Annotated in this window: 25 protein-coding genes; 10 read left to right on the top strand and 15 right to left on the bottom strand. The window is 60.0% G+C overall.

Annotation, left to right across the window (positions count from 1 at the left end; translation table 11 throughout):
* Positions 1-9: 9 nt before the first annotated feature.
* Both cydB and AC3IT9_RS17970 read left to right on the top strand, forming a co-directional pair.
* Positions 10-1,026 (top strand): cytochrome d ubiquinol oxidase subunit II, encoded by a 1,017-nt coding sequence (gene cydB, locus AC3IT9_RS17975; RefSeq protein WP_489270570.1) that lies wholly within the window; start codon positions 10-12, stop codon positions 1,024-1,026.
* Positions 1,013-1,168, top strand: coding sequence for a DUF2474 domain-containing protein (locus AC3IT9_RS17970; protein WP_489270569.1), 156 nt, complete (start codon positions 1,013-1,015; stop codon positions 1,166-1,168). The genes cydB and AC3IT9_RS17970 overlap by 14 nt, the downstream gene beginning before the upstream one ends.
* 673 nt (positions 1,169-1,841) lie before the next feature.
* On the opposite strand, the gene proS is transcribed toward AC3IT9_RS17970, so the two are convergent.
* Both proS and AC3IT9_RS17960 read right to left on the bottom strand, forming a co-directional pair.
* Complete coding sequence (gene proS, locus AC3IT9_RS17965) at positions 1,842-3,332, bottom strand: proline--tRNA ligase (protein ID WP_489270568.1); 1,491 nt, start codon at positions 3,330-3,332, stop codon at positions 1,842-1,844.
* A gap of 218 nt (positions 3,333-3,550) precedes the next feature.
* On the bottom strand, positions 3,551-4,402 hold the full coding sequence (locus tag AC3IT9_RS17960) for a CAP domain-containing protein (protein WP_489270567.1): 852 nt from the start codon (positions 4,400-4,402) through the stop codon (positions 3,551-3,553).
* 142 nt (positions 4,403-4,544) lie between these two features.
* On the opposite strand from AC3IT9_RS17960, the gene AC3IT9_RS17955 reads away from it, so the two are divergent.
* The 5 genes from AC3IT9_RS17955 (at position 4,545) to AC3IT9_RS17935 (ending at position 8,959) form a co-directional block, all read left to right on the top strand.
* Entirely contained in the window at positions 4,545-5,165 is a 621-nt protein-coding gene (locus AC3IT9_RS17955) for a cell wall hydrolase (RefSeq protein ID WP_150724202.1), read from the top strand.
* A 198-nt stretch (positions 5,166-5,363) separates the two neighbouring features.
* Positions 5,364-6,341, top strand: a complete 978-nt coding sequence (locus tag AC3IT9_RS17950; RefSeq protein WP_489270566.1) for an NAD-dependent epimerase — start codon at positions 5,364-5,366, stop codon at positions 6,339-6,341.
* 48 nt (positions 6,342-6,389) lie between these two features.
* Complete coding sequence (locus AC3IT9_RS17945) at positions 6,390-7,130, top strand: glycosyltransferase family 2 protein (RefSeq protein WP_423503787.1); 741 nt, start codon at positions 6,390-6,392, stop codon at positions 7,128-7,130.
* Positions 7,127-7,405: a lipid-A-disaccharide synthase N-terminal domain-containing protein gene (locus tag AC3IT9_RS17940; RefSeq protein ID WP_150754601.1), complete on the top strand. Its 279-nt coding sequence runs from the start codon at positions 7,127-7,129 to the stop codon at positions 7,403-7,405. The genes AC3IT9_RS17945 and AC3IT9_RS17940 overlap by 4 nt, the downstream gene beginning before the upstream one ends.
* Positions 7,406-7,408: 3 nt before the next feature.
* The gene (locus AC3IT9_RS17935; protein ID WP_489270565.1) at positions 7,409-8,959 is read left to right on the top strand and encodes an ArnT family glycosyltransferase; all 1,551 of its coding nucleotides are present in this window, start codon (positions 7,409-7,411) and stop codon (positions 8,957-8,959) included.
* 54 nt (positions 8,960-9,013) lie between these two features.
* On the opposite strand, the gene ahr is transcribed toward AC3IT9_RS17935, so the two are convergent.
* A complete protein-coding gene (gene ahr, locus AC3IT9_RS17930; RefSeq protein ID WP_150759446.1) occupies positions 9,014-10,045 on the bottom strand; it encodes an NADPH-dependent aldehyde reductase Ahr in 1,032 nt (343 codons plus the stop codon).
* Positions 10,046-10,245: 200 nt separating this feature from the next.
* Between ahr and AC3IT9_RS17925 the strand changes: the two genes are divergently transcribed.
* Positions 10,246-10,446 (top strand): YbdD/YjiX family protein, encoded by a 201-nt coding sequence (locus AC3IT9_RS17925; protein ID WP_150759445.1) that lies wholly within the window; start codon positions 10,246-10,248, stop codon positions 10,444-10,446.
* A 13-nt stretch (positions 10,447-10,459) separates the two neighbouring features.
* On the opposite strand, the gene AC3IT9_RS17920 is transcribed toward AC3IT9_RS17925, so the two are convergent.
* From AC3IT9_RS17920 to AC3IT9_RS17885, 8 genes are all read right to left on the bottom strand, one after another.
* Positions 10,460-11,227, bottom strand: coding sequence for a metallophosphoesterase (locus AC3IT9_RS17920; protein ID WP_150724195.1), 768 nt, complete (start codon positions 11,225-11,227; stop codon positions 10,460-10,462).
* Between the two features lie 688 nt (positions 11,228-11,915).
* Positions 11,916-13,388 (bottom strand): aldehyde dehydrogenase family protein, encoded by a 1,473-nt coding sequence (locus AC3IT9_RS17915; protein ID WP_489270563.1) that lies wholly within the window; start codon positions 13,386-13,388, stop codon positions 11,916-11,918.
* Positions 13,381-14,208 (bottom strand): ABC transporter permease, encoded by an 828-nt coding sequence (locus tag AC3IT9_RS17910; RefSeq protein WP_150754607.1) that lies wholly within the window; start codon positions 14,206-14,208, stop codon positions 13,381-13,383. Before AC3IT9_RS17910 ends, AC3IT9_RS17915 begins: the two co-directional genes overlap by 8 nt.
* 1 nt (position 14,209) lies before the next feature.
* Positions 14,210-15,127: an ABC transporter permease gene (locus AC3IT9_RS17905; RefSeq protein ID WP_489270561.1), complete on the bottom strand. Its 918-nt coding sequence runs from the start codon at positions 15,125-15,127 to the stop codon at positions 14,210-14,212.
* 31 nt (positions 15,128-15,158) lie between these two features.
* Entirely contained in the window at positions 15,159-16,301 is a 1,143-nt protein-coding gene (locus AC3IT9_RS17900; RefSeq protein ID WP_489270560.1) for an ABC transporter substrate-binding protein, read from the bottom strand.
* Between the two features lie 39 nt (positions 16,302-16,340).
* Positions 16,341-17,456, bottom strand: coding sequence for an ABC transporter ATP-binding protein (locus AC3IT9_RS17895; protein ID WP_489270558.1), 1,116 nt, complete (start codon positions 17,454-17,456; stop codon positions 16,341-16,343).
* 187 nt (positions 17,457-17,643) lie between these two features.
* Positions 17,644-18,132, bottom strand: a complete 489-nt coding sequence (locus AC3IT9_RS17890) for an RES family NAD+ phosphorylase (RefSeq protein ID WP_489270557.1) — start codon at positions 18,130-18,132, stop codon at positions 17,644-17,646.
* Positions 18,129-18,605: an Xre family toxin-antitoxin system antitoxin gene (locus AC3IT9_RS17885; RefSeq protein ID WP_150754612.1), complete on the bottom strand. Its 477-nt coding sequence runs from the start codon at positions 18,603-18,605 to the stop codon at positions 18,129-18,131. Before AC3IT9_RS17885 ends, AC3IT9_RS17890 begins: the two co-directional genes overlap by 4 nt.
* A 621-nt stretch (positions 18,606-19,226) precedes the next feature.
* Between AC3IT9_RS17885 and AC3IT9_RS17880 the strand changes: the two genes are divergently transcribed.
* Positions 19,227-19,541: a DUF6124 family protein gene (locus tag AC3IT9_RS17880; protein ID WP_489270556.1), complete on the top strand. Its 315-nt coding sequence runs from the start codon at positions 19,227-19,229 to the stop codon at positions 19,539-19,541.
* Between the two features lie 142 nt (positions 19,542-19,683).
* On the opposite strand, the gene AC3IT9_RS17875 is transcribed toward AC3IT9_RS17880, so the two are convergent.
* The 3 genes from AC3IT9_RS17875 to AC3IT9_RS17865 all read right to left on the bottom strand — a co-directional run bounded on the left by AC3IT9_RS17875 (position 19,684) and on the right by AC3IT9_RS17865 (position 22,316).
* Entirely contained in the window at positions 19,684-20,508 is an 825-nt protein-coding gene (locus tag AC3IT9_RS17875) for a response regulator transcription factor (RefSeq protein ID WP_489270555.1), read from the bottom strand.
* Positions 20,509-20,667: 159 nt separating this feature from the next.
* Positions 20,668-21,063, bottom strand: coding sequence for a VOC family protein (locus tag AC3IT9_RS17870; protein ID WP_353742735.1), 396 nt, complete (start codon positions 21,061-21,063; stop codon positions 20,668-20,670).
* Positions 21,064-21,086: 23 nt separating this feature from the next.
* On the bottom strand, positions 21,087-22,316 hold the full coding sequence (locus AC3IT9_RS17865; protein WP_489270554.1) for an MFS transporter: 1,230 nt from the start codon (positions 22,314-22,316) through the stop codon (positions 21,087-21,089).
* Positions 22,317-22,439: 123 nt separating this feature from the next.
* Between AC3IT9_RS17865 and AC3IT9_RS17860 the strand changes: the two genes are divergently transcribed.
* Complete coding sequence (locus AC3IT9_RS17860; protein WP_489270553.1) at positions 22,440-23,213, top strand: AraC family transcriptional regulator; 774 nt, start codon at positions 22,440-22,442, stop codon at positions 23,211-23,213.
* Between the two features lie 41 nt (positions 23,214-23,254).
* Here AC3IT9_RS17860 and phnX read toward each other — a convergent pair whose 3' ends face one another.
* Positions 23,255-24,082, bottom strand: a complete 828-nt coding sequence (gene phnX / locus AC3IT9_RS17855; protein ID WP_102675516.1) for a phosphonoacetaldehyde hydrolase — start codon at positions 24,080-24,082, stop codon at positions 23,255-23,257.
* Between the last annotated feature and the right edge of the window lie 43 nt (positions 24,083-24,125).

Below are 24,125 nucleotides of genomic sequence, written 5' to 3'. Positions count from 1 at the left end.
AGTTGAGTCATGGGTATTCAAGGTATCGATTTATCGCTGATCTGGGGCGTGATCATCGCCTTCGGCGTGATGATGTACGTGATCATGGACGGCTTCGACCTGGGGTTGGGCATTCTGTTTCCGCTGATCCCGGATGCGAAGGAACGCGATGTGATGATGAACACCGTGGCACCGGTCTGGGACGGCAACGAGACCTGGCTGGTGCTGGGCGGCGCGGCGCTGTATGGCGTATTCCCGCTGGCCTATTCGGTGATTCTGGAAGCGTTGTACCTGCCGCTGATCCTGATGTTGTGCGGCTTGATCTTTCGCGGTGTGGCGTTCGAGTTCCGTTTCAAGGCCAGCCCTGAAAAACGTCACATCTGGGACATGGCGTTCATCGGCGGTTCGCTGCTGGCGACCTTCTCCCAGGGCGTGGTGATCGGTGCGTACATTGCCGGCATCCCGGTGGTCGACCGCCAGTTCGCCGGTGGTTCGCTGGACTGGCTGGCACCCTTTCCGCTGTTCTGCGGAGTCGGTCTGATCGTCGCCTACGCGCTGCTCGGCAGCACCTGGCTGCTGGTCAAGACCGAAGGCATGCTCGAATCGCGTATGCGCCTGTTCACCCGGCCCCTGGCCTGGCTGTTGTTGGCGGTGATCGGCGTGATCTGCGTGTGGACGCCGATCCTGCATCCGGACATCGCCACCCGCTGGTTTGCCCATGCGCACCTGGCGGTGTTCGGTGGCCTGGCGGTGCTGGCCTTGCTGGCGATGTTCGGCTTGCTCAAGACCCTGCGCCAACGCCACACCCATTGGCCGTTCGCCTTCACCCTGATGCTGGTGTTTCTCGGTTACATCGGCCTGGCGTTCAGCATCTGGCCGAACATCGTGCCGCCGTCGATCAGCCTGTGGGCTGCGGCGTCACCACCGACCAGCCAGTTGTTCATCCTGATCGGTGCACTGTTCATCCTGCCGATCATCCTGATGTACACGGTCTGGAGCTACTACGTGTTCCGCGGCAAAGTGAGGATTGGCGATGGCTACCATTGATACGAATCAAACGGCACCCGCACGCTGGTACAAGCGCCTGGGATGGCTGGTGGTGATCTGGCTGGGCAGCGTGGTTGCCTTGGGTGTGGTGGCGGGGGCGTTGCGGATGTTGATGCAGGCGGCCGGGATGAGTAGCCACTGATGGCAAGTCATTAAAGGGTTCCAGTTCACTTTGAGGCGTATGTATGTATGGATTGGATTGGGTGAACATCCATTTTTGCGGTAATGGCCACTAACGGTTCCGCCCTTACGGCGGGTCACTTGGAAGAGCCCCAAGTAACCAAGGGCTCTTGCCCCTGACGTTCGGTGCCTCGCCAAGGCTCGGCATTCCCTCACTCCGGTCCTGCTCCGTGGGCCCGCCGCCATCGGCCATCCATGGCCGGCGGCGGCTAACCCGGCATCCATGCCGGGTTGCCCACTGCGCAGAACCTGCGCTCGGCCTCTCGATGGGGCAAGAAGATCAAAAGCCAAAGCCAAAGCCAAAGCGAGGCAGCCTTACAGCTGGCCTGATCGTAAACGAACTCGTTTCACTGTAGGAGCGAAGCTTGCTCGCGATGGACGTCAACGATAACGCGCTGTCTGGATGATCGCGTTGTTCTGACGTTTTTTGCGAGCAAGCTCGAACTGCGATGAGGCACTTGCGGCCGCTATCGCCGGCAAGCCGGGCTCTTAGGCAAAGCGATCACCCCCGAGTCTACTCACAGGGCTCTGGGCTTTTGGTTGATAGCGGTGTGATTTTTTACAACGCAGGCGGAAAGTTGGCTTCTCTGGAAACAATACAGCCCCGCAATAGCGGGGCTGTAGGTGATCAGGGATCAATATGACTTTGCGTAAAGTGCCCACGTGTTCGTTTTTCGGCTGGTGAATAAACAGGTTGCGGAGATTCCAGGTTGTTTTAGCGGAATACAGCGAACGGTTACTCCAAGCTCTCCGATGGCTTGTTCAACTTTTTTGTCTTCGCTGAAGGGGGCGAGAACAAAAGCGTTAAGTTTTGCGTTCTGTTTGAAGCGCTTTTTGAATTCGTCCAGAGTAGTGACCGTTGTGGTGTTGTCGGACAATTTCTTCTGTGCCGCCTCTAACATGTATTTTTGAAGGGTGGTCAGTGTTTTCGAGATGTTATTAAGGAAATCTTCAGTGTCAAGTTTCAGAAGGTTTTTGCAGTTGTTTCGACAGGAGTAGGACACCACATTTTGCTCCAGTTCCTTTATGCCAATCTCGATCCGGACAGGGACGCCACGCTTGATGTGGTACCACTTTTTTTCGCCACTGTTCATGTCCCGCCAATCAACACTGGCCCGAAGGTTTTGCCCCTTCAGTTTTTTCCGGCAAATCTGCTTTTGCAGTTTTTTGCAGTAGTCATGAATGGCATCTGCATTCTGTTCGTTGCGCACGATCGGGATAATAACGACCTGCGTCGGTGCCACGAGGGGCGGGAGTACTAGCCCGTCATCGTCACCATGGGCCATTATCATCGCGCCGATCAATCGCGTGGATACCCCCCAAGACGTGGTCCATGCCAGTTCTTTTATCCCTTCTTTGTTCACGAAGCGGATGTCTGAACTCTGTGCGAAGTTCTGGCCTAAAAAATGAGAAGTACCTGCTTGCAGGGCCTTGCCGTCTTGCATCATCGCTTCAATGGTGTAGGTGCTGACGGCGCCCGGAAAACGTTCCCAAGAGCACTTTTCGCCCTTGATTACTGGTATGGCCAGGTGCTCGGTAGTAAAGCGCTCATAGATATCCAACATCTTTAGCGTTTCGACCAAGGCCTCATCATGAGTTGCGTGAACGGTGTGACCTTCCTGCCATAGGAACTCCGATGAGCGCAGGAAAATCCGAGGACGCATTTCCCAGCGCAGTACGTTCGCCCATTGATTGATAAGCAAAGGCAGATCCCGATAGCTTTGTACCCATCGTGAAAAGGATGCACCGATGACCGTTTCACTGGTGGGCCTGATGATCAACGGTTCTTCTAGTGTTTCTGCGGGAGTAAGCGCTCCATCCGTTGATTTTTCGAGACGGTGATGGGTAACAACTGCGCACTCTTTGGCAAAGCCTTCAACATGCTCGGCTTCTTTCTGAAGAAAGGATAACGGAATCAAAAGTGGAAAATATGCGTTTGAATGTCCTGTGTCTTTGATTTTTTTATCAAGTTCTCGTTGAATCTGCTCCCATATGCCATACCCCCAAGGACGGATAACCATGCAGCCTCGAACTGGAGAGTTCTCAGCCATTTCCGACTGTATAATCACTTGTTGATACCAGTCAGAAAAGTTCTCATTTCTTGTAGGTGAAATTGCGTTTTTCATAGGGCCCTTTCTTTGAAGTCGAAATTGTTATTCGAAATGGTGTCGTAAGGGGTAGGTATATTTATTGAGCTTTGAAATTTCAAGACTTCATGTGTGGTTTTTCATATTTCAGAAATTTCCTTCAGAAGGATCTTTCTTTTTGTAAAGTTACTCCGCTCTTCGACGTGCTCGTTGACCACAAACAGCCCCCAATGCAATCGCTTCGGGGGCTATGGCACTCACTGAGTCCCAAACACCGCCGTCCAGTAAATCCCCGCATCGCTCTTCGGATCATTCGCATAGGCCGCGCCCAATTCGTTGAACTGAGGGTTCATCAGGTTGGCGCAATGACCGGGGCTGGTCAGCCAGCCTTCGACCACCTTGCGTACGCTGTCTTGCCCGGCGGCGATGTTTTCGCCGATCTGCTGGAAGTTGTAGCCTGCCAGTTCCGCGCGGTCACCCGGGGTGCGGCCGTCGCGGTCCTTGTGGTCGAAGAAGTTGTTGTTGGCCATGGAGCGCGAGTGGGTTTCGGCGGCGGTGGCCAGCGTGGCGTTCCAGGCCAGCGGCGCGGTCGCATTGAAAGACTGGGTGCCGCACTGACGCGGCTTGGCCCGTGCTGCGTTGAGTTCGATGAGCAGCTTCTGGCCCTCGGTCTGCCAGTCGCCCAGGCGTGAACTCAGCAGTGGCCGCGCCACGACGATGCGCCACTGATTGTCCTGGCGGCTGACGCCGACATCGACGAATTGCGGGTCAAGAACGATCTGGCAAAAACTCTCCTGGATCGCTTTCATCGCCGACGCCGCATCGCGAGGCCCGGACAGGCTGATGGCCTGCACATTCTTCATGGGATAACCGGCAGTGGCCATGGCCTGCTGCAGATTGCCGATGCTTGGGGCGGTCAGCACCAGGCGCGGGTCGGCCGACAGCGGCGGAAGCTCCGATGAAACCTGGCCGGCGCAGCGCTGCAGTTGGCTGCGGTAAACGTTGATCGATTCGACCAATTGCGCTTCGTCGGCCGCCACGGCGTTAGCGGCGAATACCAGGCCCAGTGACACACCGGCCAAACGCATTGCGGATGAAATGAAACCCATGAAAATCCCCCTTGAGCAGATTGCGCCCATGATGCGCGAAGTTGGCCCATCCAAGACAACGGATTTATCCAGAGTGTAGTGGGGTGGGCGAAATCATTTCACTACTAGACTCAATTGAACCACTCACCGAGTGACACCGACCATGCGCTTCGACTGGATCGCCACTTGCCTCGCCTTGACGTTGCTTGCCGGCCCGGTGTCCGCTGCGGATCAAGCGCAAAAACAGCAAGCGGCCGAGAACAAGGCCGAGGTGCTGGAACAGAAAGCCGCCGAGAATAAAAGCCCCGCACCGGCGCCCAAGGCTGAAGCGATTACCCCGTCCGAAGTCCAGGCCGTCGACCCGGCGGGCGCCGCGCCGCTGGACGATGCGATCACCTGCCTGGCCCGGTCCATTTACTGGGAAGCCAGGGGCAAGGACGCCGCCGACATGGAGGCGGTGGCCAATGTGGTCATGAATCGCCTGGGTCACGAGGGCTTTCCAGACACGGTGTGCAAAGTGGTCAAGCAAGGTTCGGAGACCAAGAGCTGCGAGTTTTCCTGGTGGTGTGACGGCAAATCCGATTCGGTCCAGGAAGAGGTGCCTTACGCGATGGCCAAGGAAATCGCGCGCAAGGCCCTGAACAAGGAGCTGCCGGATCGCACCCAGGGTGCCCTGTATTTCCATGATCGTACCGTCAAGCCGGATTGGGCCAGGGAATACATCTGGACCGTGGATATCGGCTTGTTTCGGTTTTACAAACCCCATGGCGGATCGGCCAGATAGCCGCGGTGTTTTCCGCCAGATATTTTATTTTTCCGAGGTAGTGCGAGGCGTTATCCAAACTGAAATGTGTCTGTTTTATAAGCTTCATAACGCAACCGTGCGCGAATGACGCCATAAGCAGGGACTACACATGAAGTTGACGAGGGTCCGGAGCAGTAACCTCGCGTCGATTGCGACGCAGTCGCCGGCGCGTTTCCCATGACCGTCCTGGTCACCGGTGCGGCCGGTTTCATCGGCTTTCATACGGTCCAGCGCTTGTGCCGCGAGGGTCAGGAGGTCGTCGGTATCGACAACCTCAACGACTACTACGACGTGGAACTCAAGCAGGCACGCCTCAAGGTGCTGGAGACTTTGCCGGGTTTTCGTTTCCGGAAAATGGACATCGTCGACAAACCGGCCCTGATCAGCCTGTTTCAGGAGCACGCTTTTACCGAGGTGGTGCACCTGGCCGCCCAGGCCGGGGTGCGCTACTCGCTGGACAATCCGGATATCTATGGGCAATCGAACCTGGTGGGTTTCCTCAATGTGCTCGAAGCCTGTCGGCACCATCGCCCCGAGCATCTGATCTACGCCTCGAGCAGCTCGGTGTACGGCGCCAACAGCAAGCTGCCGTTCAGTGTCGAGGACCCTGTCGAACATCCCGTTTCACTGTACGCCGCCAGCAAGCGCGCCAATGAACTGCTGGCTGAAAGTTACTGCCACCTGTATGGCCTGAAAGCCAGTGGCCTGCGCTTTTTCACCGTCTATGGCCCGTGGGGCCGACCGGACATGGCGCTGTTCAAGTTCACCGACGCCATCCTCAAAGGCCTGCCCATCGACATTTACAACCAGGGGCAGATGTCCCGCGACTTCACCTATGTCGACGACATTGTCGAAGGGATCGCCCGACTGCGCCCAAGGCCTCCGGTGCCGGAAGGCTCTGTCGCCGGGGTCAACCGGCTCTTCAATATCGGTCGCGGCATGCCGGTGGCGTTGCTGGATTTCGTCGAGTGCCTGGAATCAGCCCTGGACCTGCAGGCCCGGCGCAACTACCTGCCGATGCAGGCCGGTGACGTGGTCAAGACCTGGGCCGATGTCTCGGCACTGGCCGAGTGGGTGGGTTTCAGCCCGCAGGTGACCCTGGAAACCGGCGTAAGAGCATTTGTGAAGTGGTATCGGCAGTTCTACCGGATTTGAAGCATTCGCCTCTGATCTCGAAAAATCAAAAAGGGCGAGAGAGTCCTCATGAGCCAAGACATTTTTGTATCCGTACTGATTCCCGCCAAGAACGAATCAAACAACCTCAAGCCATTGCTTGAGGAAATTCGCGTGGCGCTGGCCGACGAGGCTTACGAAATCATCGTGGTCGACGATGGCAGCACCGACGCGACTCTGCAGGAACTGCGTCAGATTCGCCAAAACGGCTTGAACACTCTGCGCATCCTGCATCACGAGCGGTCGCTGGGGCAGAGCACCTCGCTGTACCACGCCGCACGGGAGGCTCGCGGGCTGTGGCTGGCGACCCTCGATGGCGACGGCCAGAACGACCCGGCGGACATTCCCGGCATGCTCGCACTGGTGCGCGGCGAACCGGGCAAGGTCGATGTGCAACTGGTGGCCGGGCATCGGGTCAATCGCCGCGACACCGCGAGCAAACGCTACGCCTCGCGCTTCGCCAACAATCTGCGTCGGCGTCTGCTCAAGGATGCCACCCCGGACACCGGTTGCGGCCTGAAGCTGATCGAGCGCGCGGCGTTCTTGCGCCTGCCGTACTTCGACCACATGCATCGCTACATTCCGGCGCTGATCCAGCGCCATAACGGGCGCATGATCGTGCACCCGGTCAACCACCGGCCGCGCACGGCCGGGGTGTCGAAATACGGCAATCTCGACCGCGCGCTGGTCGGCATTCTTGACCTGATCGGTGTCTGGTGGCTGATCAAACGCACGCGCCTGAACACCCAGGCCCAGGAGCTCGAAGGATGATTCTGACCCGTGAAACCCTGTGGCTGCTGGTCGGCTTTGCCGGGCAGGCTGCCTTTACCGGGCGGTTTGTCTTGCAGTGGTTGTACAGCGAGTACAAGAAACGCAGCGTGATCCCGACCAACTTCTGGTACCTGAGCATCGTCGGCAGCACCTTGTTGCTCGCCTACGCCATTTACCGCCAGGACCCGGTGTTCATCGTCGGGCAGGCCTTTGGCTCCCTCGTCTATTTTCGCAACCTGCAATTGATTGCCAAAAGCAGAAGCGTAAAGGAATAAGCAATGCGTAGAACGTTGTCGCCCAGGGTCGAGTGCCTGGGCCTGATGCTGCTTGCCCTGTTGCTGATCGGCGCGGGAATGGGGCTGCGTCAGGCGCAGAATGTGGACGAGGAGCGCTTCCTCGGTGTCGCGCTGGAGATGCTGCAGAACGGTTCCTGGCTGATCCCGCACCGCGCCGCCGAGATCTACGGCGACAAGCCACCGATTTTCATGTGGACGGTGGCGTTCTTCACCTGGCTGACCGGCAAGCCCAACATCGCGCTTTATATCCCGGGACTGTTTTCGGCGGTGACGGTCACGGCGATGGTCTATGACCTGGGCCGTCGCCTGTGGACCCAGCGTACCGGGCGCAACGCTGCGTTGTTGTACCTGGCGACGTACCAGACCTACAGCATCCTGCGCACCGGTCAGATCGACAGCTTTCTGATTCTGTTCACCTCCCTGGGGCTGTACGGTCTTGCGCGGCACCTGCTGCTGGGACCTGCGTGGCGCTGGTTCTACGCGGGCTGTGCGGCCATGGGCATTGGCGTGATCACCAAAGGCGTGGGTTTTCTGCCGGCGCTGTTGCTGATTCCATACGCCTATGGGGTGCGCAAAGGCTGGCCCGGTGTGGTGGCGATGCCCGGCGAGGCGCGCAAGTGGTTGCTGGGGTTTGCAGTGATGCTCGCGGCGATTGCGATCTGGCTGTTGCCCCTGGCCTTGTCCATTCTCTTCAATGGCAGCGCAGACGAAATTGCCTATGTGCGGGAGATCCTCCTGCGTCAGACCGCAGGCCGCTATGCCGCCGCGTGGCATCACCGCGAACCGTTCTGGTATTTCTTCACCAAGGTGATTCCGCAGTACTGGCTGCCGTTGGTGCTGGTACTGCCATGGCTGGTGCCGGCCTGGCGCCGTCAGCTACAAAAACGCGATGGCCGGGTGTTGGTATTGCTCGGTTGGGTGCTGCTGGTGGTACTGTTTTTCTGCATCAGCACGGGCAAGCGCAAGTTGTACATCTACCCGGCGCTGCCTGGGCTGGTGCTGGTCGCCGCGCCGTTGATCCCGTGGCTGCTCAAGCGCTGGTTCAAACGCCACCCGCTTTTGCGTCGGGTGTTCCCGGCACTGGTGGCGACCTGGTTCGCGTTGTGGTTCGCCCGTGGTTTCATCGAACCGCTCAAGGACGGCACCAACGTTGATCAGGTGCTCATGACCCAGGCGGCGACCATGACCCAGGGCGCCGATCTGGTGCTGGTGAACTGGGAGGAGGGGCACTGGTTGTTCGCCCGGCAACCGATCGTGCATTTCGGCATGGACAATTCGACCATCGAAAAGGCCGCGCTGTATCTGCGCGAGCACCCCAAGGCCTACGCTTTGGTGCCCGATGACGTGCTGAACCAGTGCTTCAATCCCGAAGCGGCCCGTGAGCTGGGGGAAAACGCCCGGGCGAACTGGTCGATCGTGGGCGCGGCTGCCGACAACGGCAAATGTCTGCCGCAAGAGGCCGGCAAAGCCTATCGGTTCACCTGGAATGACCCGCACATGCCAGCGCCGCCGCTGCAAGTGGCCAATCCCTGAGGGCAAAAAAAGGGCCGCTTGAACAAGCGGCCCTTTCTCTTCGTTCGTCGCCTGTCACTGACTGGCGTCCAGCACCACGCGGTAGCGCGCCTTGCCACTGCGCAAATGATCGATGGCCTCGTTGATCCGGCTCATGGGAAACATCTCCACCTGCGGCACAATCTGGTGGCGTGCGCAGAACTCCAGCATGGTCGCGGTGTTGGCCGGGGAGCCGACTGGTGAGGCGGACATGGTTTTTTGCTGGGGAATCAGCTCGAACACGTGCATGGGGATGGCATCGGGCACGACGCCGACAAAGTGCAGGCGACCCTTGCCGCGCAGGGTGGCGAGCATGGCGCTCCAGTCGAGGTTGGCGTTGGCGGTGACCAGGAGAAAGTCCAGGGTGCCGGCAATGGCATTGAGCGCATCGGTATCGGTCGAGGCGACCACCTTGTGCGCGCCCAGGCGCTTGGCTTCGTCCTGCTTGCTCAGCGATGAGGTGAACGCCGTGACTTCGCAGCCCCAGGCGTTGAGGAAGCGCAGCGCCAGGTGACCGAGGCCGCCGATGCCCACCACGCCCGCCCGGTCGGTGGGCTTGATGCCGAATTCCAGCAGCGGGTTGAACACGGTCGAGCCGGCACAGAACAACGGCCCGGCCATCGCCGGATCGAGCCCGGCCGGGATCGGCAGGGCCCAGGCCCAGTGCGCGCGAATGCGGTCGGCAAAGCCGCCGTTGCTGCCGATGATGGTCGGTTGCACGGTGCGACACAGGTTATGCGAGCCTTCGATGCACGAGGTGCAATGCATGCAACTGCCCTTGTACCAACCGATGCCCACCCGTTGCCCCATTTCCAGGCCCCGAACCTGGTCGCCCAGGCGCACGATACGACCGACCACCTCATGGCCGGGGATGAACGGGTAGCGGCTGATGCCCCAATCGTTGTCGATCAGCGACTGGTCGGAGTGGCAGACGCCGCAATATTCCACGGCGACTTCCACCTCATCGCTGGCCAACGGACCGGGATCGTAGCTGTAGCGTTCCAGTGGCGCGCCCGCTGCGGTGGCGGCCCAGCCGGTAAAGGTGGTGAGTTCGCTGCTGTCGCTCATGGGATACCTCCAGATCAGAAGTCAGGGGTCTTGGCCGCTTCGGTGCCGCGGCGGAGCGAGGAAAGTGTAGCGGGTTGCCGGCGTTCCATCGGGTGCGAGACTGGATACTTGAACATACAAAGGCGCCCGAAGTGGACACATTGCAGATACATCAGCGCGGTTTCATGGGGCCAGGTCCCACACTCACAGAGAGATCAGCCATGTTCCGCAAACTGCAGCAGGTCGCTAGATTGTTCAGCCAGAGTGCCCGATTGATGGTGGGTGTTCCCGAGTACGACAACTACGTGGCGCAAATGGCCCGCAACCGTCCGGACGAGCCTGTCATGAGTTATGAGATGTTCTTCCGCGAACGTCAGGAAGCGCGTTTTGGCCGGGGCAAGTGCAACACGCGGTGCTGCTGACCCGAGCGTTACCTCAGAAATCCAGATCAATCACGAAGGCATCATCGAAATCAGGATTTTCATTGATGCCATTCTTGGCATAGCCCCGGGGGTTGCAGACCACCCGGGTGTTGCCCACCCGATAATCGAAGCTGCCATGAGTATGGCCATGCAGCCACAGTGCCGGCTGCCAGTCTTTGATCCGCGCTTCGAGGTCCGAAACAAAGCTTGAGTTGATCGGCGAACCGGCAAACGTCGGGCTGATGCTCGACCGTGTCGGGGCGAAATGCGAGACCACCACCGTGGGCGTGTTGCTGTCGCGGGTGAAGCAGTCTTGCAGCCAGGCGACTGTCTGCAGAAACACCAACTGGGAAATGGCTGGTGTGAACAGGTCCGGAAAGTCGGGGGCAATCCTGATGTGGCTGAAGTCACGGATCAGTTGGGTCGCCAGATCAATGCCCAGCGCCCGATCCTCCGGGCTGTCGAGCAGGCGATAGTCAGACCATAAGGTGCAGCCGAGAAAACGCACGCCTTCGTGGACGTACTCCGAACGCTCCAGTACGTGGATCTGCGTACCTTGCGACAGGCTGTTCAATTGCTCGTAGGTGGAGACCAGGTCACTGCCATAGAACTCGTGATTGCCCGCCACATACAACAGTGGAACCGGGCAGGCTCTGGCCCACTCGATGGCCTTGGCCGGCCGGGCGATGTCCCCGGCGAGCACGACGATATCGGCATCCACAGCGGGAAAAGGGATCGCGTTGACGGACAGGTGCATGTCGGACAGCAAGGCGATGCGCATGGATCAACTCCGGCGTGTCTTGAAGGGCAGGTCATTCAAGTTACGCGTTGATTACCCCTTGTCACAAGCCTGCTCCCACAGTTTGATCGTCAGTGAATGCCAATCCCGCGGCCGGCCACAATCCCTGTGGGAGCGAGCCTGCTCGCGAAGAGGCCGGCACATTCAATAGAGATATTGCCTGACCCACCGCTATCGCGAGCAAGCCCGCTCCCACAATTTTGATCTTCAGTGACCACCAATCCCACGCCAGCCACAACCCCTGTGGGAGCGAGCCTGCTCGCGAAGAGGCCGGCACATCCAACAGAGATATTGCCTGACCCAGCGCTTTCGCGAGCAGGCTCGCTCCCACAATTTTGATCTTCAGTGACCACCAATCCCGCGACAGGCCACAATCCCTGTGGGAGCGGGCTTGCCCGCGAAGAGTCCGGCACATCCAACAGAGGTATTGGCTGACCCAGCGCTATCGCGAGCAAGCCCGCTCCCACAATTTTGATCTTCAGTGACCACCAATCCCACGGCTGGCCACAATCCCTGTGGGAGCGGCGGTGCGGCGATCCGACTTGCTCGCGAAGAGGCTGGCACATCCAACAGAGATGTCGACTGACCCACCGCTTTCGCGAGCAAGCTCGCTCCCAAAATTTTGATCTTCAGTGAACGCTAATTCCCCGGCCGGCCACAGTTGACCTGCTTACTTCAAGTACCACCCCCAAGGCTGCTCACTGACGTACTCGGTCACCTGCTTGACCTCCAGGTAATTGTGCAACCCCCATTGCCCCAGTTCCCGGCCGATGCCGCTGTGTTTCATCCCGCCCCAGGGCGCTTCGACGAAGGTCGGTTGCGAGCAGTTGACCCAGACGATCCCTGCACGCAGCTGGTTGGCGACCCGGGCGGTGCGCTGCAAGTCGGCGCTCATCACGGCGGCAGCCAAGCCGAAGCGGCTGGCGTTGGCCATTTGCAGCGCTTGTTCTTCGGTCTTGAAGCGCTTGATACACAGCACCGGGCCGAACACTTCTTCGCGCCACAAAATGCTGCTGTGTCCCGGCTCGTCGAAGATCGCCGGTTCAATGAAATACCCCTCGGCCAGGTGTGCCGGTCGCCGTCCGCCGGTGAGCAAACGGGCGCCGCTGGCCAGGCCCTGGTCGATGAAACCGAGCACCTTGTCGTACTGGCCCTGGCTGACCAGCGGCCCGAGTAGCACGCCGGGCTGCATGCCGGGGCCAATGCTGATCTTGCGGGTTTCTTCGACCAGACGTTCGATCAGGCGCGGGGCGATGCTTTCTTGCACCAGCAGACGTGATGTGGCGCTGCACACCTGGCCCTGGTTCCAGAAAATCCCGAACAGAATCCACTCCACAGCGGCTTCGACATCGGCGTCATCAAACACGATGAAGGCAGACTTGCCCCCCAGTTCCAGGCTGATGTTCTTGATGTCCCGCGCCGCCGCCGACATGATTTTCGCCCCGGTGGGTACGCTGCCGGTGAAGGCCAGTTTGTCCACCCCCGGGTGCTCGGTGAGCGGGCTGCCGGCGTCGGCGCCGAGGCCGGTGACCAGGTTCAACACCCCGGCGGGCAAGCCGATACGATCGGCGGCAGCTGCCAGTTCCAGGGCGGTCAGCGGTGTCAGCTCGGACGGTTTCAATACCACCGTGGCCCCAGCGGCTAAAGCTGGCGCGACCTTCCACGCGGCCATCAGCAGCGGGTAGTTCCAGGGAATGATCTGCCCGGCCACGCCAATCGGCTCGTGGCGGATGCGGCAGCGGAAACGCTCGTCCGGCAAGGCCAGTGGCTGGTCTTGTTGCGAGTCCAGTTCGCGGGCCAACCCGGCGTAGTAACGGAAGCAACCAATCGCATCGCCAATGTCCCACTGCGCTTCGGGCAAGGGTTTGCCGTTGTCGCGCACTTCCAGTTCCGCTAGCGCCTGCTGGCCACTTTCCAGTTCATCGGCCAGCGCTTCCAGCCACTGCGCACGTTCGGTGCCGCTGGTCTGGCCCCAGCCATTGTCGAAGGCACGACGGGCCGCACGCACGGCATGGTCGACATCCTCTTCAGTGCCCGCGGCCACCCGGTGGAAGACCTGTTCGGTGGCCGGATCGATCACGTCCAGATAACCGCCCAGGTCCGGGCTGACCCATTCGCCGTTGATGTAGAGCTGATCACGCATGGTGCGACTCCTTGACGCCGGTGCGGCGGTTTTGCAGATGGCGGGAAGTGAACAGCAGGGCCAGCGACACGCAGATGATCACCGTGGAAATCGCGTTGATCTCTGGTGTCACGCCACGGCGGATGGAGGAAAAGATGTAGATCGGCAACGTCGTTTCAGAGCCGGCGACGAAGAACGCGATGATGAAATCGTCGAAGCTGAAGGTGAAGGCCAGCAGGAACCCAGCCATGATCGCCGGACTGATCTGCGGCAGGGTCACTCGCCAGAAGGTGTCCATCGGTGGCGCATACAGGTCCGCCGACGCTTCGAGCAAGGCCTTGTCCAGGGAATCGACGCGACTGCGCACGATCACCATCACCAGGGCCATGGTGAACAGCGAATGCGCGGCGATCACCGTAAAGAAGCCCATATTCAGCTTCGGCACTGTCGGCAGCCAGCTCGCCAGCAGCGGGTTGATCAGGTCGAACAGGCTGATGAAGGCGATCAGTGTCGAGATGCCGATGACAATGCCGGGCACGATGATCGCGCAGTAGGTCAGTGCGTCGAACAGCAAGCGCACTTTGGTGCCGCAGCGCTGCAAGCCGAACACCGCGAGGGTGCCGAACAGCGTGGCAATCACTGCCGAACTGAAGGCGATCAGTGCGCTGTTGCCCAGGGCTTCCATGATGAACGGGTTGCCGAATGCGGTGCCGAACCATTGCACCGAGCAGCACTGGAACGCCAGGCCACTGCGCCCGGCGTTGAAGCTGAACAGCACGATCAGGGCAATCGGCGCGTAGAGAAACAGGTACAGCGAGGTCGAATAGCTGCGCAGCCACATGTCACAGGTCTCCGTCGGCAGGGCGGCCGCCGTAGCGCGCCACCAGTTTCAAGTACACGCCTATGATCAACAGCATCATCGCCACCAGCGTCATGGCCAGCGCACTGCCGAACGGCCAGTTGCGTGATTGCAGGAACAGGTCGACCAGCGCATTGCCGACAAAGAACACCTTGCCGCCACCGAGAATGGCCGGGATCAGGAACTCGCCCATCAACAGGATGAACACCAGCATTACCCCGGTGATGATCCCCGGCGCGGACAGCGGCAGGGTGATCCGACGGAAGCTTTCGAAGGCGCTGGCGCCGAGGTCCGCCGAGGCTTCGAGCAGGCGCTTGTCGAGTTTTTCCAGGCTGACGTAGATCGGGAACACCATCAGCGGCAGGTAGCCGTAGACGATGCCGATCAACACCGCCCACGGCGTGTTGATCAATCGCACATCCTCAAGCCCCAGGCTGGCCAGCAGCGCCGGAATGCCTTTGCCGCTGAGGATGAAAATCCACGCGTAGGTGCGGATCAGGAAACTGGTCCAGAACGGCACGATCACCAGGGTCAGCAACAGCGAACGGTTCCTCGTGACCTTGACCGCAAGGAAGTACGCCAATGGATAAGCCGCCACCAGGCACACCAGGGTGCCCAGCGGCGCGAGCATCAGCGTGTTGCTGAACGCTGCGCCGCGAGACCCGAGATTCAGGTAGTTGGCCAGGATGAAGCCACCGGCGTAACCGCCCACGGCGCTGCGCTCGCCGAAACTGAAGACCAGGATGATCACCAGCGGCATCAACAACAGCAGCAGGAACCACAGGGTCGAAGGCAAGAGCATCAGCAGGGTGATGCGTCGGCCGAGGCTGCGCCGTTGGCGAACCTCGACCGACAGGGCATGGCCCGGCTGCACCGTTTGCGGGTGGGCGGCGGCATTCATGGGTGACTCCTCATTGGCCATGGTCAAGCGATCAGGCGGACTTGAAACGCGCCATCAGTTCGGCGCGCGCCGGGCTGGTCAGCGTCGCGGCGGCACCGAACTCCAGCGGGCTCAAGGCCTCGGCGGCCGGGTACATGATCGGATCGTCGAGCATCGCCACCGGCAGCAGCGCGTCGACACGCTTGTCGCCGCTCGGGTAGCCGTGGCTCAGCACTTCCAGCTTGTTGTGCTGCGGATCGAGCAGGTAGTTGATAAAGGCGTAGGCGGCGTCTTTGTGCTCCGAGCTTTTGGGAATCGCGAAGAAGTCGCTCCACAGCTCGCCACCTTCCTTGCCCAGTTCGAACTGCATTTGCGCGTTGTCGCGGTGCAGTTGCGAGGCGTCGCCGGTCCAGGACATCGCTAGCCAGGCATCGCCGCTGCGCATCGATGGCTGGATGTCGGAGTTGATCGCGAACAGGTGCGGCTTGACCTCGATCAGCAGTTTTTCCGCGTCGGCCAGTTCTTTCGGGTCCAGGGAATTGAAGCTGTAGCCGAAGCTTTTCAGGGCGTTGCCGATGGCGGTCAACTGATAGTCGTGAACGATCGTGCGGCCACTGGCCGAGCCTTGGGCGGCGGCCCAGAATTCTTTCCAGCTGGCGGGACCGTTTTTCAGCTTGCCGGCGTCGTAGAGCATGCCGGTGGTGCCCCAGTTTTTCGGCACCGCGTAGACCTTGCCGTCCACCGTGCCTTGGGCCATGAACTTCTGCTGGAACGCCGAGGCGTCGAAGTTGGGAATGCGCGACAGGTCCAGCGGCTCGATCAGCCCCAGGCCGACGTAGGTGCTGATGGTGTAGTTGGTCGGCACCAGCACGTCCCAGCCACTGCCGCCGGCCTGCAGTTTGGCGAGCATTTCTTCGTTGGAGCCGAACACACTCATCGACACCCGGGCGCCGGTGGACTTGCCGAAGGTGTCGAGGTTTTCCTGGCTGTGGTAGTTCGGCCAGGTCGCCAGCGACAGGCGATCACCCAGCTTGGTCTGCTCGGCAGCCTCGGCGCTGGTGGTCAGCAGGCCGGGCATGTTGGTCGCGACCACGGCGGCGGCGATTCCAAGGCCGGTGCGGCCAAGAAACTCGCGGCGGCTGATCGAGCCGTTCTGCCAGCTGCGCAGGGTTTTTATAAAAGTCTTCTGGTCCATAGCACGCTCCACATCCGGTTGATGAAACGAATCGATGATTTACAACGCCATGGCCAACCCATTGGCGTGATCCCAGCCGACGCGCACTGGCGCGCCGTGTTCGAATGCATTGGCGCCGTGGTCCTGCTGGCGCGGCACCCGCACGCAGACCACGCCGAAGGCCTGGGTGCGCACGCGGTATTCGGTGGAATTGCCCAGGTAAATGCGGTCCTCGACGCAGCCTTGCAGCTTCACCTCGCGGTTCATCTCGGCGTTGGCGCTGGCGATGCTGATCAACTCCGGACGCACCGCGATGCAACCGGCGGCGTTGGCGCTCAGGCCCTTGCCGGTGGGGGTGAGCGGGCTGGTCAGTTCCAGCCCTTGCTCGGTGCGCAGCACCACCGAATTGCCGTTGAGCTGGCGCACGGTGCCGTCGAACAGGTTGGACTCGCCGATGAAGTCAGCGACGTAGCGACTGGCCGGCGCTTCGTAGAGTTGTTCCGGGGTGGCGGTCTGGATGATCGAACCGTTGTGCATCACGCTGATGCTGTCGCTCATCGACAAGGCTTCTTCCTGGTCGTGGGTGACCAGCACGAAAGTGATGCCGACCTCGCGCTGCAAACGCAGCAGTTCCGACTGCATCTCCTTGCGCAGCTTGCGGTCCAGCGCGGCCAGTGGCTCGTCGAGCAGCAACACCGTCGGCTTGTTGACCAAGGCGCGGGCGAGGGCGACGCGCTGTTGCTGGCCGCCTGACAACTCACTCGGCTTGCGCTGGCCAAAGCCGCTCAGGCGCACCATCTCCAGCGCCTCATCGGCCATGCGCAATTGCTGTTTTTTGTCCGGGCGTGGATTGCGATAACGCAGGCCGTAGGCAATGTTCTGCGCCACGGTCAAATGCGGGAACAACGCGTAATGCTGGAACACCATGTTCACCGGCCGCTCGAACGCCGGCACACCGGCCACGCTTTTGCCGGCCAGACGAACCTCGCCGCTGGTGGGCTGCTCGAAGCCGGCGATCATGCGCAGGGTGGTGGTCTTGCCACAGCCCGAGCCGCCGAGAAAGGAATGAAACGAGCCACGCCGCACCGCGAAATCCAGACCGCTGACGGCCTGCACCTCGCCATAGCGTTTGACCACATTGCAGAATTCGATATCGCTTGGCGCGGTGTTGTTCACGAGGCGGGCTCCCTTGCAGTGATGAATCAGTGCGTCGGGGGCCAAACTAGCAATCGGGGTTTTACGGTGTATATATCCCTTGGGGGATAGGAGGGGGGTGGAGCAGGTGTTCAGTAGGTGTGCAGCGTAGAGATCACACGCGACAGGCTGCATTTGAGGTTCTGGTGGGCAAGTTCGACATTCTCATTCATTTCAGTAAGCGGATATCCAGTCCAAAACGCTCCTGCGAAACAAGCTTGAATTGATCCGCCGCCAAATCACAGCTAACGAGTAGGTTCCAAGAGTGGCGGGTAACTGCGGACGGGATAAGCACGAACGGGTGTTCGGCCAGTAGCTCATCAGCGAAATGCTGTTGATTGGGCGAAAGTTCAGATGGGATTAGCCAGTTAGGGTTCGGTACATCTTCAGGTTGAACAACTTTGATGACATTCGAATCCAGCACTTCGAAACACGTCAGCACATAAGGCACCCTGTCGAGCGTATCGAAGCCTGCGTGGGTGGCGACCTCTAAAATCGCCGTAGCCGGGTCGGCCGAAGCGTAAATAACCCGGCGGCCGGGAGGGTTCCATCGGCCACCGGATAGTTGCGCACCAATGCCGCTATCCCATGTGTCCTTGAAAACCGCACGGTCCAGACGCCAGGCGTGCCACTTCCCATCCCAAGGTAAAGGATTCATTGATAAACCCCGTGTTCAATTCGGGTCAGGTAGTCCTCTACCACCTGGAAACCCAGCGAGTTGTCGATCAGTTCCAGCGGAATATGACCCTCCAGGTACTTGCAGGGTTTCTTCAGCCAGTCCTCAGCCAACTGCTGATCGCCAAATACATTGATGGCGTGTTCGAGTACCTGTGCGTACTGAAAGGCGACAGTGCTTTGCTGCTGGTTCAGCCGAACCGGCTGGGTCTCCTTTGCCAAGCGCTGCACGGTTCTGAGGGATTTCCCGGTAATGCGCTGAACAAGGTCGTGCTCCATGTATAGGCCGGATATGGAAATCATGTCCCTGACGTCGCTCAGATCAAAGCCTTCCTGTGTGTATCGGATAATCAACATGCGCGTATCGCCACTACGGCCATGTAGCAGCACCTCAACAGGCTTGCGGGCGACACGCTTTGTCTCTGTCCCTACGACTTCATTTTTGACGGCGGGCATACCGGTTACCTCCATGCGACATTTGACGCGATCATAGCGCCAAATGTCGCTAGCCGGGTAATTGCCTTTGTCGACCCTTGTCTCGCGCATGTAATCGATTCACCCTAAATGCCTGCAAGAACGCCCGTATCGGGCGAGAAATTGCTATCCCTGATCAGAGCGGCCAAGTTAAACCTCACGCTTCCGGCCGCCAACCTTAAAAATACGTCAGATATTTCCTCTTCGGTCCTAGGAATTTCAACGTGGGCAAGCCGCGTAAATTCAAGGCTGAGACACGTATGTTTAAGCGCTGTCAGCGTTACTTCCCGCAAGCTACAACGCCTTGCGTCGTTGCCTACAGGTACGCCAGAATCCGCCGGCTTGTGCGCCTTGGGGTCGGGTCTTATCGTTTGCCGGTCACTGGAAAACATCAGTGATCGGGTTTGGTAGCCCGGTATGCGAGGTGCAAAGCGTCATCATTGGCAGCGTTTTCTACGCTGCTTTATGGTGGCCATACACAGGGCGCTTTCGGGCGCGCCGGTCTCCTTGCATCCCGGTCTACCAACCTGCGTTATGGCCACCACCCTTCGTTTGGTAGCGTGAGTGTGATGGCTCCTTTTTACGATGCGAGGAGTTTCATTCATGTTCAAAGTCACACCCAATCCCCCGGACACTGATCCGGCATCTCCGTACGAAAGCCTCGATCTCAACCTCGGCCCCAACATCATGGCGACGCCGCGCAAGCCCAGTTCCATGTTAATCGTCAATCCCGAACTCAATGTCGAGACCTTGCTGGTGCATGCCTGTGAATCGCTGGCGTCGGCCAATGTCATGGCCAACGATCTGGTGGATCATCTGGAGGGGACGAGCCGCAATGCGCTGTTGGGGATTGCGCAGGTGATCATGCTGGGGGAACTGGCGGTGAACCGGGCGCTGGATCAGCTTGATCCGCCCTGACCACAATCTCCGGATCATCGACAGACCTGTGGGAGCGGGCTTGCTCGCGAAGGCGGTGTGTCAGGCAACTTATATGTTGGCCGAAAAAACGCTTTCGCGAGCAAGCCCGCTCCCACAGGGGGTTTCTGTTAACCGACAGGTATCAGGCTTGCAGCTTGAAACCGGGCGCCTGCAACGGATCCTCCGTCAACTCCCGAATAAACAACCCCAGCAATTCCGACTGGCTGCCAATCCCCAGCTTGGCGTAGATGTTCTTGCGGTGAATCTTCACCGTGCCGGGACTGATGTTCAGTTGCTCAGCCACCGAGGCACTTGAGTGACCGCGCAGCAACAGTTGAACGATTTCCTGCTCGCGGCCGGTGAGGATATGCGCGCCGAACTGGTCGAAGGCTTCGCGGATCTTGAAGTCCAGGTCCTGCGCCGGTCGCGGCTCCTGAGCCTGACGCAAGCGCCAGGCTTCATTGATGACCTGTTCGACCACTGTTTGCGCACACTCGACCAATTGCATTTCATCCCGGCTGAACGCACAGCTGGCGCTGGAGCGCATCAACGACAACACCGCCGTGGCACCACCGCCGAGGTCGACGAAGAACGCCACTTCCTCGGCCAGTCCGGTTTGCTGGTAATAGGTCAGGAAGTACTCGCCGAGGTAGAAGTGGTCGGGGGCGAACTGGCGCAAACGCCACAACCCCGGCGCCTGCCCGCGTGTACAAGCCAGGTAGAACGGATCGAGCAGGTAAGGCCCGCATTGATAGTCGTCGACATACACCGCCCGCTTGTCCGCCGAGAACGTATCGAACAACGCCAGTGGCCGGTGATTGCCTTCGTAGACGAACAACACGAAATGATCGACCGGGCAGATTTGCCGAAGCCAATGGCTCAACCCCGACAGTCGCCCATGCCCGGCAGGCAGGTCGAGCAGGTGGGCGACTCCGGTGGTCCAGAGTTTCAGTTCCTTGGGGCGCATGGCGGCTACAGGCAGAAGAGGATGGCCTGTGGATGCACAAAGTACGCCATGGCGGGTGGCCCCCGTGTGGAGCGGGGTGGCGCACGGCAAGGCGTTTAAAAGACGCACTGCATTGGGGCCGGGTGTTACCGAGTGCTACAGGGTTGGTAGCAGAAATGATCAGGCGGTTGAGTTGTGCTGGACGATCTGGATGAGATTGCCGCAGGTGTCGTCCAGTACCGCGAGGGTGACCGGTCCCATCACCGTCGGCAGGCGGGTGAATTGCACGCCGGCGGCGCTGAGCCGGGCATATTCGGCTTGCACGTCTTCGACACCGAAAAAGGTGCAGGGAATGCCGTCCTGCTTGATCGCGCTCTGGAATGTCTTAGCCGCGCAGTGGGCATTGGGCTCCAGCAACAGTTCGACACCACCGGGATCGCCGGGAGAGGTCAGCGTCAGCCAGCGATGTTCGCCCATGGGGATGTCGTGCTTGAGTTCAAAACCGAGCACATCCCGGTAGAAGGCAAGCGCCTTGGCCTGATCATCGACGAGCACGCTGGTGACTACGATTTTCATGAGGGGGTCCTCCTGATGGCTATTCACGCTCCCGACGAGCGTTGTCCAGTAGACGGCAACAGTATGGTCAGAATTCCCAGCAACGGCAGGAACGAACACAACGTGTAGACATATTCGATGCCATGAATATCCGCCAGGTGCCCCAGCAGCGCTGCACCAATCCCGCCGAAACCGAACATCAGGCCGAAGAACACCCCGGCGATCATGCCGACGTTACCGGGCACCAGTTCCTGGGCGAAGACCACGATGGCCGAGAACGCCGAGGCGAGGATGAAGCCGATGATCATGCTCAGCACGCCCGTCCAGAACAGGTCGACGTAGGGTAGGGCGAGGGTGAAGGGCGCGGCGCCGAGGATGGAAAACCAGATCACCCGCTTGCGGCCGATCCGGTCGCCGATCGGGCCACCAAAGAACGTGCCCGCTGCGACAGCGCCAAGAAACAGGAACAGGTACAGCTGCGAACTGGCCACCGACAGGTCGAATTTCTCGATCAGGTAGAAGGTGAAGTAACTGGTGAAGCTGGCCATGTAGAAGTACTTGGAGAACACCAGCAACGCCAACACCACCAGGGCGAATGTCACCCGCCGTTTCGACAGGCCGTGGATGGCCTTGCTGCCTTGCTTGAGCTTGAACAGGTTCAGGTGATTGCGGTACCAGCGGCTCAGGCCGTATTGCACGAGGATGGCGAACACCGCGAACAGGCCGAACCAGGCGACGTTGCCCTGGCCATAGGGAATGATGATCGCGGCGGCCAGCAAAGGGCCGAAGGCACTACCGGCATTGCCACCGACCTGAAAGGTCGACTGCGCCAGGCCGTAGCGACCACCCGAGGCCAGCCGCGCAACCCGCGAGGTCTCCGGGTGAAAGGTCGACGAGCCAACCCCCACCAGCGCCGAGGCCACGAGAATGGCCGGGAAGCTGCCGACCATCGACAGCATCAGAATACCGATGAGGGTGCAGACCATGCCGGCCGGCAACAGCCACGGTTTGGGATGACGGTCGGTGTAGAAGCCGATCCACGGTTGTAGCAGTGAGGCGGTGAGCTGGAAGGTCAGGGTGATCAGGCCGACCTGGGTGAAGCTCAGACCATAGCTGGCCTTGAGCATCGGGTAGATCGACGGCAGCACGGCCTGGATCAGGTCGTTGATCAGGTGCGCCAGCGCGCAGGCGCCGATGACGCGCATGACCAAGGGGCTGGCCTGGCTGGCCATCGAAGCGGTGGATGAGGGTGAACTGAGGGTGGTGGTCGACATGGGCGATCTTCCGGATAAACGCGAACTGCGAAGCAGCCAATTTCAGGGTTCGGCGTTATCCTATGGGCCTTGAAAACGCCCGTCTCGCGCAGATCGGGCATCGACCATCGCAAAAAGGGCGTCATGATCAAACCACTGGATAAATTTCTCGCGGACATCGACCAAGGCGACTGGGACGTTCGCAGCAGCGCGACCGATTACCCGGAAAACTGGTTTATCCAGCCGCACTCCCACGAGAAGCATCAACTGATCTATGCCATCGAAGGTGTGATGGTGGTGCACGCCGCAAGCAGCCAATGGACCGTTCCGCCGAGCCGTGGAATCTGGATGCCGAGTGGGGAAGTGCACTCGATTCGCTGTGTGGGGGCGATCAAGATGCGCAGCGTTTTTGTGCGCCCTGACGCGAGCGTCGGACTGCCCGCCGAACCTCGGGCTGTGAGCGTTTCTGCACTCCTGAGTGAGCTGATCAAAGTCTCGGTTGATTTCGAATTCAGCGAAGAACCGAACTCACGGGAGGCCCGCGTACTGCGGCTGATCCTGGATGAACTGACGATCCTGCCGACCTTGCCGCTGAACCTGCCGCAGCCCGCCGATCAACGTATCAACCTGATTTGTAGCGCGTTGCAGCGTGATCCCGGGGATGGCTCGACGCTGTCGGACTGGAGCGCCCGCTTGAACCTCGACGCCAAAACCATCCAGCGCAGGTTCCGCAAGGAAACCGGCATGACCTTCGGCCAATGGCGCCAGCAAGCGCGATTGCTGCTGGCGCTGGAACGAATAGCCGTCGGGGAGAAGATCATCGACATCGCCGGGGAGCTGGGATACGACAGCCCCAGCGCGTTCACGACCATGTTCAAGAAGCAGTTCGGCAAGACGCCGAGTGATTTTTTCAAGTGAGGCGGCCGCCCGTGGGACGGCCGCTTGACGCCTGAATCAGCTCAGGATCCTTGCGGCGTTTCACCTCGCGCCAGTCGCGCATTGATGTCTTCGATGACCGCCGGCAGATCGACGATGGTGTCGATCAGGTAGTGCGGGCGGGAGCCTTCGAACATCCTGACGATGCGCGCCCGCTCACTGTCCAGCCTGTCGGAGGGCAGGGCCTTGTATTGCTCGTAGGTCAAGCCCAGGGCATTGCCGGAACAGGTCAGCGCGACCGTCCACATCCCGGCGGCCCGGCCTTCGAGAATGCCGGGCCAGGTGTCGTCGACCTTGACGCAGGCGGCGACGTCGCTGATCCCCAGGGCAATCACGTTGGCCAAGGCCTGGGCCGGGTAGGGGCGGCCGTTCGGCACCTCGTCGGTGGCCACCACATGGTCCGCCACGTAGCCATTGTGTCGCGCCAGTTCGACCACTTTTTCCATGACCACGGCCGGGTAACCGGAACAGGAACCGATTTTCAGGCCCTTGTCGCGCAAGGCATCGATGGTGTTCAGCGCGCCGGGAATCAGGGCCGAATGCAGGGCGATTTTCTCGATCTGCAGTGGCATGAACCGTTCGTACAATGCGGTGACATCGTCATCGGTCGGCAGGCGGTCAAACACCGCACGGTAGCGTTCGGCGATCTGCGGTTGATTGCACAGGGTGCGGATGTGATCCCACTTGCCCATGCCCATTGGGCCCCGCGCTTCTTCCAGCGAAACCGCGACGCCGAACTCGGCGAAGGCTTCGACGAAAATCTGCGTGGGGGCGAAGGAGCCGAAATCGACGACGGTGCCGGCCCAGTCCAGGACCACGGCTTGCAGTTGGGTCGGTTGTTGGTAGTTCATGGTATTTCTCCATTTTTTGTTGTGGGCAGGCCGTCCCTCCTGT

It is taken from the genome of Pseudomonas sp. KH_046_1, from assembly GCF_057839025.1.
Note: the sequence above shows the minus strand (reverse complement) of the source record. Positions and strands in the feature narration are given on the sequence as shown.

Bases quoted from the DNA above. Each gene is read 5' to 3' on its own strand.
- AC3IT9_RS17935 (WP_489270565.1), top strand. From the start codon at position 7,409: ATGCGTAGAACGTTGTCGCCCAGGGTCGAGTGCCTGGGCCTGATGCTG.
- AC3IT9_RS17860 (WP_489270553.1), top strand. From the start codon at position 22,440: ATGATCAAACCACTGGATAAATTTCTCGCGGACATCGACCAAGGCGAC.
- AC3IT9_RS17955 (WP_150724202.1), top strand. From the start codon at position 4,545: ATGCGCTTCGACTGGATCGCCACTTGCCTCGCCTTGACGTTGCTTGCC.
- AC3IT9_RS17970 (WP_489270569.1), top strand. From the start codon at position 1,013: ATGGCTACCATTGATACGAATCAAACGGCACCCGCACGCTGGTACAAG.
- AC3IT9_RS17945 (WP_423503787.1), top strand. From the start codon at position 6,390: ATGAGCCAAGACATTTTTGTATCCGTACTGATTCCCGCCAAGAACGAA.
- AC3IT9_RS17925 (WP_150759445.1), top strand. From the start codon at position 10,246: ATGTTCCGCAAACTGCAGCAGGTCGCTAGATTGTTCAGCCAGAGTGCC.
- AC3IT9_RS17915 (WP_489270563.1), bottom strand. From the start codon at position 13,388: ATGCGTGATCAGCTCTACATCAACGGCGAATGGGTCAGCCCGGACCTG.
- AC3IT9_RS17890 (WP_489270557.1), bottom strand. From the start codon at position 18,132: ATGAATCCTTTACCTTGGGATGGGAAGTGGCACGCCTGGCGTCTGGAC.
- AC3IT9_RS17885 (WP_150754612.1), bottom strand. From the start codon at position 18,605: ATGCCCGCCGTCAAAAATGAAGTCGTAGGGACAGAGACAAAGCGTGTC.
- AC3IT9_RS17905 (WP_489270561.1), bottom strand. From the start codon at position 15,127: ATGAATGCCGCCGCCCACCCGCAAACGGTGCAGCCGGGCCATGCCCTG.
- ahr (WP_150759446.1), bottom strand. From the start codon at position 10,045: ATGAGCGACAGCAGCGAACTCACCACCTTTACCGGCTGGGCCGCCACC.
- phnX (WP_102675516.1), bottom strand. From the start codon at position 24,082: ATGAACTACCAACAACCGACCCAACTGCAAGCCGTGGTCCTGGACTGG.
- AC3IT9_RS17880 (WP_489270556.1), top strand. From the start codon at position 19,227: ATGTTCAAAGTCACACCCAATCCCCCGGACACTGATCCGGCATCTCCG.
- proS (WP_489270568.1), bottom strand. From the start codon at position 3,332: ATGAAAAACGCAATTTCACCTACAAGAAATGAGAACTTTTCTGACTGG.
- AC3IT9_RS17900 (WP_489270560.1), bottom strand. From the start codon at position 16,301: ATGGACCAGAAGACTTTTATAAAAACCCTGCGCAGCTGGCAGAACGGC.
- AC3IT9_RS17950 (WP_489270566.1), top strand. From the start codon at position 5,364: ATGACCGTCCTGGTCACCGGTGCGGCCGGTTTCATCGGCTTTCATACG.
- AC3IT9_RS17920 (WP_150724195.1), bottom strand. From the start codon at position 11,227: ATGCGCATCGCCTTGCTGTCCGACATGCACCTGTCCGTCAACGCGATC.
- AC3IT9_RS17875 (WP_489270555.1), bottom strand. From the start codon at position 20,508: ATGCGCCCCAAGGAACTGAAACTCTGGACCACCGGAGTCGCCCACCTG.
- AC3IT9_RS17960 (WP_489270567.1), bottom strand. From the start codon at position 4,402: ATGGGTTTCATTTCATCCGCAATGCGTTTGGCCGGTGTGTCACTGGGC.
- AC3IT9_RS17940 (WP_150754601.1), top strand. From the start codon at position 7,127: ATGATTCTGACCCGTGAAACCCTGTGGCTGCTGGTCGGCTTTGCCGGG.
- cydB (WP_489270570.1), top strand. From the start codon at position 10: ATGGGTATTCAAGGTATCGATTTATCGCTGATCTGGGGCGTGATCATC.
- AC3IT9_RS17865 (WP_489270554.1), bottom strand. From the start codon at position 22,316: ATGTCGACCACCACCCTCAGTTCACCCTCATCCACCGCTTCGATGGCC.
- AC3IT9_RS17910 (WP_150754607.1), bottom strand. From the start codon at position 14,208: ATGTGGCTGCGCAGCTATTCGACCTCGCTGTACCTGTTTCTCTACGCG.
- AC3IT9_RS17870 (WP_353742735.1), bottom strand. From the start codon at position 21,063: ATGAAAATCGTAGTCACCAGCGTGCTCGTCGATGATCAGGCCAAGGCG.